Source organism: Hyella patelloides LEGE 07179 (genome assembly GCF_900659865.1).
Classification (GTDB): domain Bacteria; phylum Cyanobacteriota; class Cyanobacteriia; order Cyanobacteriales; family Xenococcaceae; genus Hyella; species Hyella patelloides.
This window is the reverse complement of the sequence record NZ_LR213920.1, coordinates 1-17137: the sequence shown is the minus strand read 5'-3', so window position 1 is coordinate 17137 and position 17137 is coordinate 1. Positions and strand designations below refer to the sequence as shown.

Annotated in this window: 15 protein-coding genes and 1 pseudogene; 12 read left to right on the top strand and 4 right to left on the bottom strand. The window is 36.6% G+C overall.

Annotated elements, in window-relative coordinates:
- The 7 genes and pseudogenes from H1P_RS39440 to H1P_RS20970 all read left to right on the top strand — a co-directional run.
- Positions 1-131, top strand: a pseudogene (locus tag H1P_RS39440) (IS701 family transposase); the annotation flags it as partial.
- Positions 132-200: 69 nt separating this feature from the next.
- Complete coding sequence (locus H1P_RS39435) at positions 201-344, top strand: Stf0 family sulfotransferase (protein WP_342799609.1); 144 nt, start codon at positions 201-203, stop codon at positions 342-344.
- 64 nt (positions 345-408) lie between these two features.
- The gene (locus H1P_RS20990) at positions 409-1029 is read left to right on the top strand and encodes a cytochrome c oxidase subunit 3 (protein ID WP_144871012.1); all 621 of its coding nucleotides are present in this window, start codon (positions 409-411) and stop codon (positions 1027-1029) included.
- Positions 1016-1612 (top strand): protein-L-isoaspartate O-methyltransferase family protein, encoded by a 597-nt coding sequence (locus H1P_RS20985; protein WP_144871010.1) that lies wholly within the window; start codon positions 1016-1018, stop codon positions 1610-1612. The genes H1P_RS20990 and H1P_RS20985 overlap by 14 nt, the downstream gene beginning before the upstream one ends.
- Positions 1613-1796: 184 nt before the next feature.
- The gene (locus tag H1P_RS20980; protein WP_144871008.1) at positions 1797-2330 is read left to right on the top strand and encodes a GNAT family N-acetyltransferase; all 534 of its coding nucleotides are present in this window, start codon (positions 1797-1799) and stop codon (positions 2328-2330) included.
- 139 nt (positions 2331-2469) lie between these two features.
- Positions 2470-2916 (top strand): GNAT family N-acetyltransferase, encoded by a 447-nt coding sequence (locus H1P_RS20975; protein ID WP_144871006.1) that lies wholly within the window; start codon positions 2470-2472, stop codon positions 2914-2916.
- A 69-nt stretch (positions 2917-2985) separates the two neighbouring features.
- A complete protein-coding gene (locus tag H1P_RS20970) occupies positions 2986-4476 on the top strand; it encodes a GMC oxidoreductase (protein ID WP_144871004.1) in 1491 nt (496 codons plus the stop codon).
- A 197-nt stretch (positions 4477-4673) separates the two neighbouring features.
- Here the strand turns inward: H1P_RS20970 and H1P_RS20965 are convergent, their stop codons facing one another.
- Both H1P_RS20965 and H1P_RS20960 read right to left on the bottom strand, forming a co-directional pair.
- Positions 4674-7133: a two-partner secretion domain-containing protein gene (locus H1P_RS20965; RefSeq protein WP_186376066.1), complete on the bottom strand. Its 2460-nt coding sequence runs from the start codon at positions 7131-7133 to the stop codon at positions 4674-4676.
- Between the two features lie 193 nt (positions 7134-7326).
- Positions 7327-10068, bottom strand: coding sequence for a bifunctional acetate--CoA ligase family protein/GNAT family N-acetyltransferase (locus tag H1P_RS20960; protein ID WP_144871000.1), 2742 nt, complete (start codon positions 10066-10068; stop codon positions 7327-7329).
- Between the two features lie 627 nt (positions 10069-10695).
- Between H1P_RS20960 and pflB the strand changes: the two genes are divergently transcribed.
- The 3 genes from pflB to H1P_RS36340 all read left to right on the top strand — a co-directional run bounded on the left by pflB (position 10696) and on the right by H1P_RS36340 (position 13963).
- The gene (gene pflB / locus H1P_RS20955) at positions 10696-12924 is read left to right on the top strand and encodes a formate C-acetyltransferase (protein WP_144870998.1); all 2229 of its coding nucleotides are present in this window, start codon (positions 10696-10698) and stop codon (positions 12922-12924) included.
- 111 nt (positions 12925-13035) lie between these two features.
- A complete protein-coding gene (locus tag H1P_RS20950) occupies positions 13036-13683 on the top strand; it encodes a tetratricopeptide repeat protein (protein ID WP_144870996.1) in 648 nt (215 codons plus the stop codon).
- A 142-nt stretch (positions 13684-13825) separates the two neighbouring features.
- Entirely contained in the window at positions 13826-13963 is a 138-nt protein-coding gene (locus H1P_RS36340) for a hypothetical protein (protein ID WP_186376067.1), read from the top strand.
- A gap of 48 nt (positions 13964-14011) precedes the next feature.
- Here H1P_RS36340 and H1P_RS20945 read toward each other — a convergent pair whose 3' ends face one another.
- Positions 14012-14959 carry a hypothetical protein gene (locus H1P_RS20945; RefSeq protein ID WP_144870994.1) on the bottom strand — a complete coding sequence of 316 codons (948 nt, stop codon included), beginning with the start codon at positions 14957-14959 and terminating at the stop codon, positions 14012-14014.
- A 233-nt stretch (positions 14960-15192) separates the two neighbouring features.
- On the opposite strand from H1P_RS20945, the gene H1P_RS20940 reads away from it, so the two are divergent.
- Both H1P_RS20940 and H1P_RS20935 read left to right on the top strand, forming a co-directional pair.
- Complete coding sequence (locus H1P_RS20940) at positions 15193-15438, top strand: ribbon-helix-helix domain-containing protein (protein ID WP_144870992.1); 246 nt, start codon at positions 15193-15195, stop codon at positions 15436-15438.
- Positions 15405-15713, top strand: a complete 309-nt coding sequence (locus tag H1P_RS20935; RefSeq protein WP_144870990.1) for a type II toxin-antitoxin system PemK/MazF family toxin — start codon at positions 15405-15407, stop codon at positions 15711-15713. Before H1P_RS20940 ends, H1P_RS20935 begins: the two co-directional genes overlap by 34 nt.
- A gap of 173 nt (positions 15714-15886) precedes the next feature.
- Here the strand turns inward: H1P_RS20935 and H1P_RS20930 are convergent, their stop codons facing one another.
- Positions 15887-16693 (bottom strand): YwqG family protein, encoded by an 807-nt coding sequence (locus H1P_RS20930; protein ID WP_144870988.1) that lies wholly within the window; start codon positions 16691-16693, stop codon positions 15887-15889.
- Positions 16694-17137: the final 444 nt, after the last annotated feature.

The window sequence follows — 17137 nt, the reverse complement described above, 5'->3', positions numbered from 1 at the left end:
CATTTATTCGTTTGGAAAAAATGCGTTCAAATAGCTCAATTTCTAATTGGTATCAATTGCAAAGGAATCTATTCACTTTAGTAATTCGCGAATACATTTTAAGTAATCTTACAGATACTTTTGCCGTTTAGCATCCATGACAGTGATTTTTTGTCAATGCGTAAGTTCTAATTAATTAGATTTATTCTTAATGTGGGAGATTGAGTTTGAATTATCCAATTACACCAAAACTATCTTACACAATCTGGTTTAGTCAACGAACTGGCAGTACGCTTCTTTGTCGAGCATTAGAATCTACTGGTATAGCAGGTAACCCAAGTGAATGGGTAACTTTTACCAATTAAAAATTGTAGGGTGGGCATTGCCCACCCTACCCTACTAACAATTAACAATTAACAATCAATAATTATGACCAGCTTAGAACCTACTTTAAATCAAGAAACATTAGAGCAATCTAGCCATGCAGCACACGAACACGAACATGATGAAGCTGGCAATAGTATGTTCGGCTTTATCGTCTTTTTGCTATCTGAAAGCGTTATTTTCCTCAGTTTTTTTGCAGGTTACATAGTTTATAAAACCACAGCTTCTAACTGGCTTCCTTCTGGTGTAGAAGGGCTAGAAGTCAGAGATCCTGCTATTAATACTATTGTTTTAGTTTCCAGCAGTTTTGTCATCTATATTTCCGAGCGTTATCTTCACGATAAAAATCTCTGGGGTTTTCGCTTCTTTTGGCTGCTAACTATGGCAATGGGTAGCTATTTCCTTTACGGACAAGCAGTAGAGTGGCAAAGCTTACAATTTGGTTTTTCTTCGGGCGTATTTGGCGGTACTTTTTATCTGCTAACTGGCTTTCACGGCTTGCACGTCTTTACTGGTGTTCTGCTTCAGGGAATTATGCTAATTCGTTCTTTTCTTCCTAATAACTATGAAGGAGGAGAATTTGGAGTAGAAGCAACTTCTCTATTTTGGCACTTTGTAGATGTTATTTGGATTATTCTGTTTATTCTGATCTATGTCTGGCAATAATTTCTTGAAGAGCGATCTAATTACTAACAGCATTAGTAAAGTAGATAGGTTTTTTTATACACATTATGAAAATGGCTCTCAAGTTCATCAAATATCTGCGGAGAGGCTTATTGAGCAGATGATACAAATGCTCAACCCCAACTCAGGAGATCGTATCCTGGAAATTGGTACTGGATCTGGTTACAGCACGGCTATTCTCTCTCATATAGTGGGTAAAAACGGAACAGTTATTTCAGTTGATATCGACCCCAATATGGTCGAAAGAGCCAGCCAAATTCTGAGCCGAGATGGTTGCAATAATGTTAGTGTTTTTCTTGGTAATGGCAAAATTGGTCTTAGAGAAAAAGCTCCTTATGACAAAATCATCGCTTGGGCTTCAGCCGAGGGAGAAATCCTTCTTCCAATAGCAAATCAACTAGTCAGCGACGGAATTGTAGTATGCCCACTTCGGGAGAAAGACAATTCTTATATTGCTTCGTTTAGAAAAAATCAAACAGGTGAACTAGAAGAAATTGCCAGAATTTCAGGAGGATTTATTCCCATGACTGATACTCCCTTTTATCCTTGGCTTGAAGAAAATTAGAAACAATATTGTTATCATGAAGAGCTAAATTTAATTTTCAAATCAGGTAATTAATGATAATTATTTGCGATCGCAAATTAAGTGTATTGAGTTTAAATTGATAAGTTACGGCGGATTTTAATCTTACAACTGATTAATTAAATTTCCGCCCACCTAAGCGATCTTAAGACTGGCTAGAAAACAAATGAGAATTATTAAAACAGTTGAATTTGATATTGAGTTAGATACCCATAATCAAATTACTAAGCTAAAAAATCTCTGTTTTCCCCAAAATAAAAAAGATCGCTCTTATTATAAACAACTACCACATTTTAGATATTTGGTTTACGATGATGACCAATTAATAGGTCAAATGGGAGTAGATCATCGAGTAATATCCGTAGGCAATTCCATCTTCAAAATTTTTGGTGTAATTGATTTGTGCGTAATGCCTAAATATCGAAGACAGGGTATTGCTACACAGCTATTAAAGTTACTGACAAAACTGGCAGAAAAAAGATCAATTGACTTTTTGTTGTTAGTTGCTAATTATGACAGACTCTATACAAAAAATGGTTTTGTATACGTTTCTAATTATTGTTCCTTTCTCAGAATTCACGAACATAAAAACTACGGAGTGGCATTAGAAAAAATAGAAAATGATTTTATGATTAAGCAAATAGGTGTAAAAACCTGGAATCAAGAGGAATTAATGGATTTATTGGGATACCGATTTTAATTCCTTCCCTCTAAAAAACGATCGCGCTTTGAATCAGCAAGAACATTTATCGAACGCTACAAAACTTTTCTTATTATTTACGATGTTATTACAAGATAATTGATAAATAACCAATTACAGTTACTTGCGATCGCGATTTATGTGTATTGAACTCAAAGAAGTCACTAAGGATAATTGGATAGATTGTATTTCTCTTTCTTTATATCCCGAACAAGAGGGAAACTTAGCTTCAAATGTAGACTCAATAGCCGAATCAAAGTTTGAACCAAATAATCAATTAAGAGCAATTTATAAAGATCGAAAAGTAATTGGGTTTTTAGCTTTTTGTGTAGAAGACGATCCTCCCGATCCAAAATTATATTGGATATTTAGATTTATGATTGATAAAGATTTCCAAGGTCAAGGTTATGGGACAAAAGCGTTAAATCTTGTTATTGATGAAATAAAAAAATTAGGTGCCAAGCGTATTCACACTATGCATAAACCAAAAAACAAAATAGCAGGAAAACTTTATCAAAAAATTGTATTTTCCTATATTGGTAGTCTCGATGATGGAGACTTACTAATGGAAATGAAAATAAACTAAATATCAAAAATCAGATCGCTTTTCTATTTTTCCCCAATTCTTCAAGTAATAATTAACAATTAACAAATTATGATTATCGACGACCAATTTTACGATGTAATTATTGTTGGCACTGGTGCGGGTGGTGGTACACTAACTCGCAAACTAGCGGAAGCTGGCAAAAAAATCCTGGTGCTAGAACAGGGAGAATTTACCGAAAAAGAAAGTTCGGAATTAGTTGAAGTAGAAGTATTCAAAAAAGAAGATTATCACGCGGAAGAACAATGGTACGATCTCGATGACGAACCGTTTCAACCTCAAACCAGTTATTGTGTAGGTGGTAATACCAAAATCTATAGTGGGGCATTATTGCGCCTTAGAGAACGGGATTTTGAGCAAGTACAGCATCAAGACGGCATTTCCCCTGAGTGGGGTTTAAAGTATCAAGATTTTGAACCCTATTACACCGAAGCAGAACAACTTTATCGCGCTCATGGTAAAGCAGGAGACGATCCCACTGAACCCTCTAGAAGCAAAGATTATCCCTTAGCACCAGTAGAACGCGCTCCCCAAATCCAAACAATCCGCGATCGCTTTGCCCAATACGGACTACATCCCGCTTATCTTCCCATTGGCATTGGTGATGAAGGGCGTACAGATTCAGAGGACACGGGAGTAAGCCCTGCAATTAAAGCTGGGAAAGACGTAACTTTAAAGACATCAGCAAAAGTAGTCTCTTTACATACTAATCCTGCGGGAACGGAAGTAAAAGGAGTAGAAGCAGAAGTAAAAGGACAATCTTACCTATTTATGGGTCATATTGTGGTACTTTCCTGTGGTGCAATTAATTCTGCTGCGTTATTATTGCGATCGGCTAATGAAAAACATCCTCAAGGATTGGCTAATAGTTCCGATCTGGTAGGGCGTAACCTGATGAAACACCTAATGACGGTAATTTTACAGCAATCTCCTCAACCTAATTCGGGCTTGTTTCAACGTACTCTTTACGTCAACGATTTCTATTGGGGTGACAAAGATTTTCCCTATCCAATGGGACATATCCAAGATTCAGGAGGCATTTTACAAGACGTTATTTTCTCTGAATCACCACCATTATTATCCGTCGCTGCGAAACTTATGCCAGGATTTGGTTTAAAACAACTGGCAAAGCGTTCTATCGGCTGGTGGTTGCAAACGGAAGATTTACCAGAGCCTCATAACCGAGTTTACTTTAAAGGGGAGAAACTGCATCTAGACTATACTCCCAATAACCTAGAAGCACACGATCGCTTGTTATATCGTTGGCAAGAAGTCCTTAAAGCTACTGATAAAAAATCTCGCGGTATTCATCCTCACGGTAGCACCCCAACTCAGGTAGTGGCGCATCAATGTGGTACTTGTCGTTTCGGCGAAGACTCCCAATCTTCTGTACTCGATCTCGACTGTCGCACCCACGATCTAGATAATCTTTATGTTGTGGATAGTAGTTTCTTTCCTTCCAGTGCTGCGGTAAGTCCTGCTTTAACTGTGATTGCTAATGCTTTAAGGGTTGGAGATAGGTTAATTGAAAGACTCGCTTAAAATTAGCTTTAAGCCATTAGCTATAAGCTATAAGCTTAAATCGCTTGAGACGGAGAAATTGACCTCCACACACGCCCTATTCCACTATGCCAGAAGTGGAGAAGTTAAACCTGGCAAGCGAGCTTGAAGCTTAAAGCTGTTAGCTAGTTAAATTGTTTTTCCAGTTTTTCCTTTCACTATTTTAGCAATACCAAAAATCAAGGGTAATTTGTCATGAAACAGTTTTGTAATTTAGCTAAAGCATTAGTTACTACCACAGCTTGTTCGTCAATAATTAATTCAAGATTACCCTGCTGATTAACTTCCCAAGCATTGGCTTCTCTGAAAGATTTCTGTTGCTGAGGAATAAACGATGGTTGCCAATTAATTTGAGATTTTGAATGGAACTCCAATCTTCTTAAATCTTGCCACAAAGCTTGACCTCTGATATCTTGAGTTGGATTTTCGGTTAATCCGCCTTTTCCGATGAGAGCAAAATCATTACTAACACTACAGCCCGTAGTCATTTGTTGGGTGGCATCAATGGGTTTTATAGGTAGTTTTTCTAGCTCTATTAAGCGATCGCTTGTTAGAGTTTCAATATCTACATTACCATCCAAACCAAACCGAGAGCTAGCACTAACTTCACTATCAGGAGAAGCCAAGAAGCCTTGAGTCACAATGCTAATATTTCCCCCATTACCTTCTAAGGCATCGGCATTAATTTGACTGTTTTCCAGCAAAGTAACTAAATCGGCATTAATGCTAATATTGCCTCCATTAATACTAGATTGGCTGTTAGCAAAAGTGCCTGTAGTTTCTGCGGTAATTACACTAGCCTGGCGTAAGAGTAATGAATCTTCAATATTGAGATTGATGTTACCACCTTGTCCAGAAGTACTAAAAGCAGCGAGACTACTTTGATTGTCTAAAACCAATTGCTCGGTATTGATTGTCAAATTACCACTATTTCCGATACCTCGATTATTGAGAGAGATGATTCCATTGTTTTTAATGGTTAGTTTAGGCGTATTTATCGTAATACTACCTGAATTTCCATTACTCTGATTGGGCAAGTCGAAAATTGAAGTAATGGGCGAATCTAAAACTGTAGAACGAGAAGCAATTCCTGTGAATATTTCTGGGTTTGAAATGATATTATTGATCTCGATATATTCCGAAGCATTAATTGTCATTTGACCTGCATTACCTTCAGCAAAAGTTGAAGAAGAAATTGCTCCCCCATTAGATAAAGATAATCGAGCTACATTTAAATTTAAGTTTCCACTATTTCCCGTGCTAAAAGCTGCATGACCTATAAAAGAACCAACACTAGCTAGTGGACTCAAACCGTTTAGTACCAAGCTATCATTGACATTAACATTGACTTCTCCCCCATTACCACTACCCAAACTGGTAGAAAAAATTGCTCCTCCTTCTAAGAGATTGATGTTTCTCGCTAAAACATTAAGTTCTTGAGCATTGCCATCGCCTAAAACAGCAGTACTAATATTACTGGCAAGAACCGGATTTAAGAGAGAAAATTTTTGGATTTTAATTGAATGATTAATATTTACATCAATCTTTCCTGTATCTGCATTACTAAAGCTAAGAGCAGAGATAGAACCGCCATCAGAAATCAATAAATTATCACCAGAGACAATAATATTGCCACCTTGCTCCATACCTAGTGTGTCTGTAATTAACCGAGAAACCATCACTCCTGTAATCGTTCCTGATGATGTCGTCGTATCAGGTGCATTTCTTACTGAATCTGAAAGTGCAATGGTATCGGTGGCATCAAGAGTTATTTCTCCTGAAGGCTGCACTCCTAAATTCTGGATTGAAATTGCCGAAGCCTCTTTTAAACTGATATTCTTCCCTTGCAATTGAATATTACCAGTTATCGCACCACTGGTATCCAAGAAAGCTTTGTTGGATAATTCAATATCGGCAAATCTGGACACCTCAGAACTATCCAGTTGCCAAGTTTGGTCGCTATCATCATATTGCACTCTTCCTTCTGCAATGCTGAGTAGTTGAATATTGCCACCTGGGACTCTAATAATTCCTCCGTTTAAGTTAATTTCCGCACCAACTAAGCCCAAAGTTTGTCCTTCTTGTACTTGTAAACCAGTAGCGGTTTCATTGAACATTAAAGGAGAAAGAGACCCTCCTGTTAGCCTATGACCTTGATTTTGCACCACGATACTGCCAGAATTACTACCCATTTGCAGACCTGGAGTCAAGTTAATCGTCAGTAATGGTGCTGCGTTTGCTTGAGTAGCACTAAATTCTAAACCATTATTAAAAATATAACTTTCTGCGGTGGTAGCTAAAAACGAACCATTGACATCTAAAGAGGCGTTTTCACCAAAGACGATCCCGTTGGGATTGAGTAAAAATAAATTAGCTGCTCCGTCTACTCCTAAAGTGCCAAAAATTTCTGAAATATTATTACCTGTAACGCGAGTCAGAATGTTCGCAATACCATCAGGACTGGCAAAATAAACTCGACTACCATTATCAATATTAAATTCAGAGAAAGAATGAAATAAATTATTGTCTCGTATCGCTCCACCTTCAATCAAATCAGCTAAAGCCTCTTTGACAGTAACATTGGGTGTCATAATCGAGTTTTCATTTCCCAGACTATTATCGGGAATTACTTGAGCCATCACTGGTGATAATGGTTTGCAACATCCTAAAAGACCAGCTAATAATATTAGATTTAAGATATTTTGGCACATAAATCGATATTGAGCATATTGGGGCTATCTGATAATTTAGATTTCCCCAATTGAGTGCTAAATTAACTGGTAGTGCTGTAAATATATATCAACTAATGACGACTCAAGAACAAATCACAAATTACCCAAGATCGAAATAGGCTTTAACCAGATCCATACTTCTCTGAAGCTTAAAACCCAGTTTGGTACATAAATGCTGCATAGTCATATTTTCAGGGAGTATTTCGGCGGTAATACGACTTAATTGTTCTTGGCGACCGATATCAATCAAAGAGTACAGTAATTCTGTTCCTAATCCAATCCCTTGATGGCGATCGCTGATTAGCATACCAAATTCAGCTTCGTTACTACCATGAATTTTGCTCAAGCGACCTACGCCCAGGATTTCCCGTTCTCCTGTATCGGGATCGAGATAATCTGCTACTAAAGCCATTTCGCGATCGTAATCGATAAAACAAATACGTGCTAGTCTTTCATGGGAGACTCTAGTTTGTAACTTGATCGTGTGAAAATAGCGAAAATAAATGCTTTCTTCCGAAACATATTGGTGAAAATTCACTATTAGGGGTTCATCTTCAGGGCGAATGGGACGAATGGTTACCTGTTTGTCGTCATTTAATGTCCAGGGTTTTATGTATTGCGTAGGATAGGGACGGATGACAACAGGGGGTAAGTTTTCCTCAGTTGTGTCTGGATCGTGAAGAACTACGCGAGCATCCAGAGCTAATAAGCGATCTTCTGATACCGTTAGAGGATTGATATCAATTTCCTTAATCCAAGGTTGTTCGACCACTAGCTGACTAAAACGCACCATTAATTTAGTTAGGGCGAATAAATCTACGGCTTTTCTACCCCTAACTCCTTTTAGGGCTTCATAGATGCGGGTTTGTTCGATCATTCTTTGAGCTAGGGTAGTATTTAGCGGTGGTAACGCTAATGCTCTGTCTTTAAATACTTCTACTAATTGTCCTCCCGTGCCAAATAACAAAACAGGGCCAAATTGTTCGTCGATACTGCTGCCAATGATTAGTTCGTAGCCATCGAGTTCGATCATTGGTTGTACGGTAACACCAAGAAAATGGGACGTATCATGACACGTCCCTACAGAGTTATTAATGGAGTTATAGGCATTTCTGACAGCATCCGCATTATTTAGATTGAGATGTACTCCACCTACGTCGGTTTTGTGAGTAATAGTTTTGGAGTGTAATTTCAGGACGACTGGATAACCAATTTCTTCGGCTTTTTCTACTGCTTGTTCTTCACTGATAGCAATATGAGTAGTGACGGTAGGAATGCCATAGGAAGTGAGTAACTGTTTCGATTCATATTCGGTAAGCAGAGTGCGCCCTGTATTTCTGACTTGATTTAAAATTGTTGCTGCGGTGTTACGACTACTTTTGTAATCATCATGTTCCGCTAGCATAGGAGTCTCATATAAACCTTTAAGATTGTAGCTGTATTTCCACATCAAGTTAAATAGATGAGCAGCCGTATCGGGATATAGCATGGTATAAATTCCCGCACTGTTGAGAATTGCCTCTCCTTCGCTGACATTTTCTCCACCCATCCAGCTAGCTAATAGGGGTTTGCCCTTTAATTCCTTGACGGTTTCTTGTAATTGAGATGCTATTTTCGTGGCATCGGTCATGGCTTGAGGGGTGAGGATAACCAACAGTCCGTCACTGTTATCATCGGCTGCTGCTATTTTCAAAGCTTGAGTATAGCGTTTTGCGTTGGCATCTCCTAAGATATCGATGGGGTTATTGCGACTCCAGTGGGGTGGTAAGACTTCATCCAACTTAGCAATAGTTTCGGGGGACAATTGTGCCAATGTTCCTTGTTTTTTGATTAAGGCATCAGTTGCCAAGACTCCTGGCCCTCCAGCATTGGTCAAGATAGTTAATCTTTTGCCTTTAGGACGGGGTTGTTTGGCTAATAACTCGGTCATATTAAATAAATCTTCGATGGTATCTACCCGTAGCACCCCAGAACGACGAAAAGCTGCATCTAGAACTTCATCGCTACCTGCTAACGTACCTGTATGAGAAGCTGCTGCCTTAGCTGCTGCACCTGTACGCCCACCTTTAATTACAATAATTGGTTTAGAAAGAGCGACTTCCCTCGCTGCTGAGAGAAAAGAACGAGCATCCCCAATAGATTCCATATATACAGCAATACTTTTAGTGGCGGGATCGTCGCCGAGATAATAGATTAAATCCCCCCAACTAACATCAAGCATTGAACCAATAGAGACAAAAGCACTGAAACCAACGTTTTCCCGAAAGCTCCAATCTAAAATAGCAGTACACAATGCTCCACTTTGACTGATAAAACCGACATTACCAGGACGTGCCATAGCACTGGCAAAAGTCGCGTTTAAACCTTGATGGGGATTCATTAACCCCAGGCAATTAGGCCCCACAATCCTTATTTGGTGACGGCGGGCGACCGTTAAGATTTGCTGTTCTAATTCAATGCCCACTGTGCCAATTTCTTTAAATCCTGCCGAAAGGATAATGATCCCTTTAACTCCTGCGGTAGCACACTGGCGAATTACGTTGGGAACTGTAACGGCTGGAGTGGCAATAATTGCTAAGTCGATCTCGCTTGGAATAGCAGTTATATCAGTATATGCTTTAATACCGAGAACATTGTCGCGTTTAGGATTAACGGGAAATACTGTGCCACCAAAAGGATTACTAATTAAATTCCAGAGTAAAGTTCTGCCCACGCTACCAGGGCGATCTGTGGCACCAATAACAGCTACGGTTTTAGGGGCGAAAATAAAATCTAAAGGTCTTCGTCGATAGTTGGCAATGTCATGGGCAGGATCGACAGTTAAATTCATAGAGATAGTCATAAAATTTTTTTCCGAGTTTTATTCTTTCCGAGTTTTATGAAGAGTTGCTCGATATTTTGCTTCTCAATTATAAGCAATTAATTTTCTCAATAATGTTTTGGATGTTGCTTTTAAGTTTTTATTTATATATGTATCAAAACATTGGTGATTTAAGATACAAAATAATCCTTAAGATTTTCCGTGGCACGACTATCAGATTAAAAATCAAACAAGCTTAAGTTTCTTATTTGAAACAATAAACTATTTTTACCTTTTGTAAACCAATATTTAAAACTTCATTTTGAATTGCTAATCTATATATAGTGAAGAGTTGGTGCAATATTAAGTGACATCTATGCAAACTATAATTACTCTCAATGTAGAATTTAAAAAGCTTGCCCATGTGTTAATTAATTGACTCCAATAATGTACTCAAATGTACTCAAAAAAATCTAGTTATATTGGAAGACAAATAAGGTACAATTTAGATAAGTACTAGATCGATAAAGAAAACTTAAAAACAGGTATAATTTGAATTAGCTTCGTTCCGATTGAAGATTAGCTTTTAGCCTTAGTTAACTATTATTATCCGCCATTCATTAACTTCAGACAAAAGAAACAAGAAAAAACATAGTGAGGTATCCCTATATGTTGCAACAATGGAAAGGTTTCGTTTCAGGTAAATGGACAGAAGAAATTAACGTCCGCGATTTTGTTCAGCAAAACTATGTTCCTTATGAAGGAGATAGCTCTTTTCTAGCTAGCACCACAGAAGTTACCCATCAGCTTTGGGAAAAAGTCAAAGACTTGATGGCAGTAGAACGGGAAAAAGGTATCTCAGATACAGATACTAAAGTGCCTACTTCCATTACCGCCCATGCACCAGGTTATATTGACAAAGACTTAGAAAAAATTGTCGGCTTGCAAACCGATAAGCCTCTCAAACGAGCAATTATGCCTTTGGGTGGTATTCGGGTAGTTAAAAGTTCCCTGGAAGCTTATGGTTATCAGTTAGACGAGCAAACTAAAGAGATTTTCACTAAATACCGTAAGACTCATAACGATGGTGTTTTCGATGCCTATACTCGCGAAATGAAGTTAGCAAGGCATTCGGGAATTATCACAGGATTGCCCGATGCCTATGGTAGAGGCAGAATTATCGGCGATTATCGCAGGGTAGCTTTATATGGTTGCGATCGCCTGATTGCAGATAAACAGCAACAATTATTATCTCTCGAAGTAGACACCATTGATGAAGAGGTAATTCGTCTACGGGAAGAAATTTCCGAACAAACCCGCGCCCTCAAAGAATTAACTCAGATGGCTGCTAGTTATGGTTGCGATATATCTCAACCTGCAAGCAGTGCAGCCGAAGCTGTCCAGTGGACTTATTTTGGCTATTTAGGCGCAGTTAAAGAACAAAACGGCGCAGCCATGTCTTTGGGCAGAGTGTCCACTTTCCTCGATATTTATTGCCAACGGGATTTAGATAACGGCGACGTTACTGAAGCGGAAATTCAAGAAATAATCGATCATTTCGTGATGAAATTGCGGATGGTGCGTTTCTTACGTCATCCCGCATATAACGAGCTATTTTCTGGCGATCCCACTTGGGTAACAGAATCTATCGGTGGTATGGGAGAAGATGGCAGAACTTTAGTTACTAAAAATAGCTTCCGCTTCTTAAATACTCTCTACAACTTAGGTGCTGCACCCGAACCCAATTTAACCGTACTTTGGTCAGAAAAACTACCCGTAGGCTTCAAACACTTCTGCGCTAAAGTTTCTGCTGATACTAGTTCGATTCAATACGAAAACGACGACTTGATGCGCGGTTACTACGGTGATGACTACGGGATTGCTTGCTGCGTATCGGGAATGCGGATTGGCAAACAGATGCAATTCTTTGGCGCGAGAGTCAATTTAGCTAAAGCTTTACTCTACGCTATTAATGGCGGTAAAGATGAAAAAGCAGGGGAACAAATCGCCCCCATGTTTGCACCGATAACTTCTGAATATTTAGATTACGAAGAAGTCACCGCGAAATTCGATCTGATGATGGGTTGGTTGGCAAAACTTTACGTCAATACCCTTAACGTGATCCACTATATGCACGATAAATATTGCTACGAACGTCTAGAAATGGCATTGCACGATCGCGATGTCTATCGGACAATGGCTTGTGGAGTAGCTGGTTTATCCGTAGTGGGAGATGCTTTATCGGCAATTAAACACGCCAAAGTAAAAGTAATTCGCAATGAAGACGGTTTGGCAGTAGATTACGAAATTGAAGGAGATTATCCCAAATTTGGTAATAACGACGATCGCGTTGATAAAATTACCGCTAAAGTTGTCGAAGACTTTATGAACAAAGTCCGCCAAAACAAAACCTATCGCGGTGCAGTACCTACCCAGTCAATCCTTACTATCACTTCCAACGTAGTTTACGGTAAGAAAACAGGTAATACTCCCGATGGACGTAAAGCAGGACAACCCTTTGCCCCTGGTGCAAACCCAATGCACGGCAGAGACACTAAAGGCGCGATTGCTGCTTTAGAATCCGTTGCTAAACTGCCTTACGAACACGCCCAAGACGGTATTTCCTATACTTTCTCAATTGTTCCTGAAGCGTTGGGTAAAACCGAAGACAACAAAACCAATAACCTCGCAGGAATTCTAGATGGTTACTTCCACGATACAGGACATCATATCAACATCAACGTACTAGATCGCGAAACCTTGATCGATGCGATGGATCATCCCGAACTTTATCCTCAACTAACTATTAGGGTATCGGGTTATGCGGTCAACTTTATCAAACTCACCCGCGAACAACAGCTAGATGTAATTAATCGCACCTTCCACGAAAGAGTATAGGTTTGTTATTGGTCTTTTGTTTTTAGTCATTAGTAAGGTGGGGTAATGTCTCGCCTTGCTTTTTTTATAATTGAGTTATTGAAAATAATTTATTTAACAGCATAAAAAATAGTGACTCAACAAAACGATGACATTAATCGCTTAATTCAAGAGGCAAAAGAACAAATAGAAAGAAAAGAATATTTATTAGCAATCAATAATTTGAACTATATTATTGAAAATAGCGCTCGCGATGGGTATGTTTTTTTCTTAAGAGGAAAAGCTTATTCTGGGCTTACCCAATATCAAGCAGCTTTAGTTGATTTGGAAAAAGCTTTAGATATTTATCGAGAAACAGATAATAAAAGAGAACAAATATATACTTTAATTGAGCTTGCCTTTGTATATCCTTTCAATGGTAAAGTTCGTGAAGGATTTTTAGCACAACAGCAGACTATAAAAATAGCTAAAGAATTAGAATTACAAGAAAACGATTCTTTATACTCTTATGTTTCTCATGTATCTCAAATATCTAACTATAGTTTAGAAAAAATGGAATCAAAGTTACAGAATGTAGGATCGATTCCAAGCTGGGATAAATTTGATTTTATGGGAAGAATGATGGGCTATGCAACCAAAGGTAAAATTCAGTCTTATATATTTATTCTCGTTTGGTTGCTAATGGCAGTTCCTACTTTCATTTTAGGAATCTTAACTTCACCTATTTGGCTTCCTGTAATGATTTATCAAACATGGCAAAGAACGAGAAATAATGAATAATAAATAGATTTCTAACCCAAATAAATTCAGGTATTAGAAGTCAACATTCTTTTATCAATTATTTATTTATCAAAAATTTCAAATAATCTTTAGTTTGATTGAATCTCGTCATAATTGCCTAGTATTAAAAAATAATTCAACGATGGAAAAACTAATTACTTTAAGAAAATATATCGAAGAAAGAGAATATATCAAAGCTTTAGAACTCATTAGTAAATTAGAAGAGATGTCCAAAGAGGATAAACTCAACTTTTGTTTGCTAGAGATCGCGTGTAACTAAAAAGCAGTATTAATCATAATGCCATCTCTAGTAATATATAAAATCAATCTAGCCGTTTAAGTTAGTCATTGCTTCAAAAACAGACAATTGAAAAATTTCTCGATTTGATAAAAAGTACAACGTATCTCTTTTAGCAAATATGTATAATATTTCTGAAATATTCATGAGCTTAATTTGACAGATAATTTTTGCCTGATGATTTTTTTCAAGTTTTACTAAATAGAAATTTTCATAATCTCGATATCCACCATTAAAAAGCGCGAAATTTCTGTATATAGCAAAGGCAGAACTACCTTTAATCGGGACAAACCAATAATCTTCAATTTTATAGTTTTTCAGTTTTACTAAAGGAAACTCTGTATAGTAATAAAGCCATACCTCCCGATCTGAAATTACATTTAAAGCATAACAGTCGGAAATTTGACCTATTTCTGCATTATGATAAAACTCATAAAGTTTTTTACCCGAACTATCCCAAGCTACTAACCCATTTTTGCCTATAGGATCGCTCCAGCCTCTATTACCGAAAATACCTTCATCAAAGTAGCTCGTCCAGATAATTCCACTTTCACTGACTTGAACATCTGCAATACCATCCCCTAATAATATTTCTCTTTTATGTTCACCTCTATCTGAGTAAATGCGTCCATTTTTTTCAGAATTACCAAAAGATTTATACCAACTTCGAGGGGAAGTTAAAAGAATTTCGTTATTGTTTAAAAGTTGAAAGTAGCTAATATTGAATCTTTCTTTGATTGTATTAAATAAGACTAAATTGTAATCTATTTCAAGATAAAGATTATATAATTTTTCCTTTTTATTTTTAGATTTAGCAGAGATAGCACTACCAGGACTTTTTTGAGAATTAGAAAGATATGATCTTGTAGTAATAAGGATTTCCTGATTAGCCGAGCAACCTAAATAAATAATTTCCTCCAGTTTTGAAATATTGTTTAAATTAGCTCTGCTCGAAGGTTCTATAATTATTTGTTTCATATTTTCAGTTTATTGGACTTGATCGCTGTAATCTCAAAAGAGTATTATTAATGATGCGATCGCTTTTTTCGCTTTATTTAAAAGATATTAACAAAACAATTTAATTCACCAACTTTAGAGGGATATTCTAATATTTAATGCTCTTTAATTGTGATTTTAGTTCAAAACCACTTAAAACTTATCCTACTATTTATGCTACTATACAGAAGATATGTAAGTGGCAGTAAGAAGTCATGGCTAAAATATCAATTTATCTAGATGACGAGCAATTAAAAGATTTAGATGATTTGATTGCCAATAGTTCCAATTTAAGTAAGCGCAATCGAAGTGCATTTTTTAGTTACTTACTTAAGCAAGAAGTTGCCAAGCAGAAAAGAGCAATAATGTTGGAGGCAGCAGCAGCAGTTGATGAATTAAACCTTGGCTGGAGTGAAGAGGAACAAAATTGCGCGATTATCGATGCGGAAGTATCTGGCTAGTATGTTTCGATCCTTCTGTGGGTAAGGAGATTACTAAAACTAGACCAGCTTTAATTATTTCTCCTACAGATTTTAATCAAGTTAGGTCTAAGGTTACTTTATTGCCTATATCTTCCACTATTGTCAAAGCAAAAAAAATAACTCCTGTTGTTGTCAGGGTTATAGCAAGCCAAGCAAACGGATTAAATTCCGATAGTACTATTGTGGCTATCGAACCAAGTACCTTTGACAAAAAAAGATTAATTAAACATTTGGGAGAGTTAGAGCCAAATTAATTAAATGAGGTGAGGAATATTTTGCAGTTTTACCTTAATTTATAGATGCAAATATTTAAAATTGTTTTATTAATTTGATGTATTAGAAAAGTACATAGATAAATACAGATAATTTGTCTGTTTAATTACTGTTTTTTTGATTTTAATTGGCGATCGCAATTAAAATTTTTTAATTAACCACAGTCCCAATGGTATAAAACATTGGAAAAATCTAATTTTGATAAATCTGATTTCTTAATAAAAAAATTACCGATTCCACAATCGCCCCACATAATTTCAATATTATTATTTATATCACTATCAATCTGAAGTAATAAGATATATTGTTCTTGTTCTCCCATATTCCAAAAATAACGCGGATCGTTTTGTGTGAAATCTGGATTTCCTAATAATTTATGCCCAGCAAGAGTTATTTCATTTAAATATTCCTCATATATGTCGTATAGTTCTTCTGATGTATCATCATAAGCAAAAATATTAAATAAATCGTAATAATTTTGATTTATAGGAGTATAGTCAAATTGAAATTTAATAGTACTGTAACCTTTCAAAGGAAAACAATACTTGCTTGGCTTGTCGAGAAAACTAAAATCGGTAACTAAATATTGTTCTTGTAAATTTATATTATGAAAATAGATTACTCTAAATCTATGTTGTTTCTTATTATTATTAAAATCATAACCATACATATCGTCATGAGCTATATAAAATTGTAGTATTCCCTTGTCTGGTAACTCCTCAATTTTGGGAACTTCCTCAAAATTAATCTGTGCTAGTAGATAAAGAGCTTTTCCATTATCATCTTTTGGATAATCAAAGCTTTTAGGCATATAGGGAAAACCACCAAATTTACTTTGCCACCAGGTAGGATTATTGTTATCAGTTAATAGAATTCTAATATAAGGTTTGACTATGCTATTAATTGCGCTACGATAATTTTCCAACTCTGGAGGTAAATCTAATTTTGGTTTATAGTCCATATCGATCTTTTAAATATATCTGCTTTCCGTTGTATCTCAGACTAATCAAAACTACACGAAAAAATAAAATTTTACCAATTCTAACTAGCGATTGCCTTTAACTTAAAAGTATTATTAATAATAATGCGATCGCTTTCAATTAACTATCAATAACCAATAAACTCTATAAATCTATATTAATAATTCCAAACTTTCATATAATCGGCATTATAACCCCAGTGCCAATACTGTTCGGTTAAGCTAAACAACATGAGTTAATGAAAGTATTCATCATCCAAATGCATGAAACTATTTACTCTAACTCTTATTTCTCGAATACTTGCACTTGCTACGCCTATTAATTTATTCAATGAGCAGTATAGCCTCCATCTACAAAGTGGACACTTCCTGTGATAAATGCGGCTCTGTCAGAAAGTAAGTAATCCTAAATCCGATTGATATAGG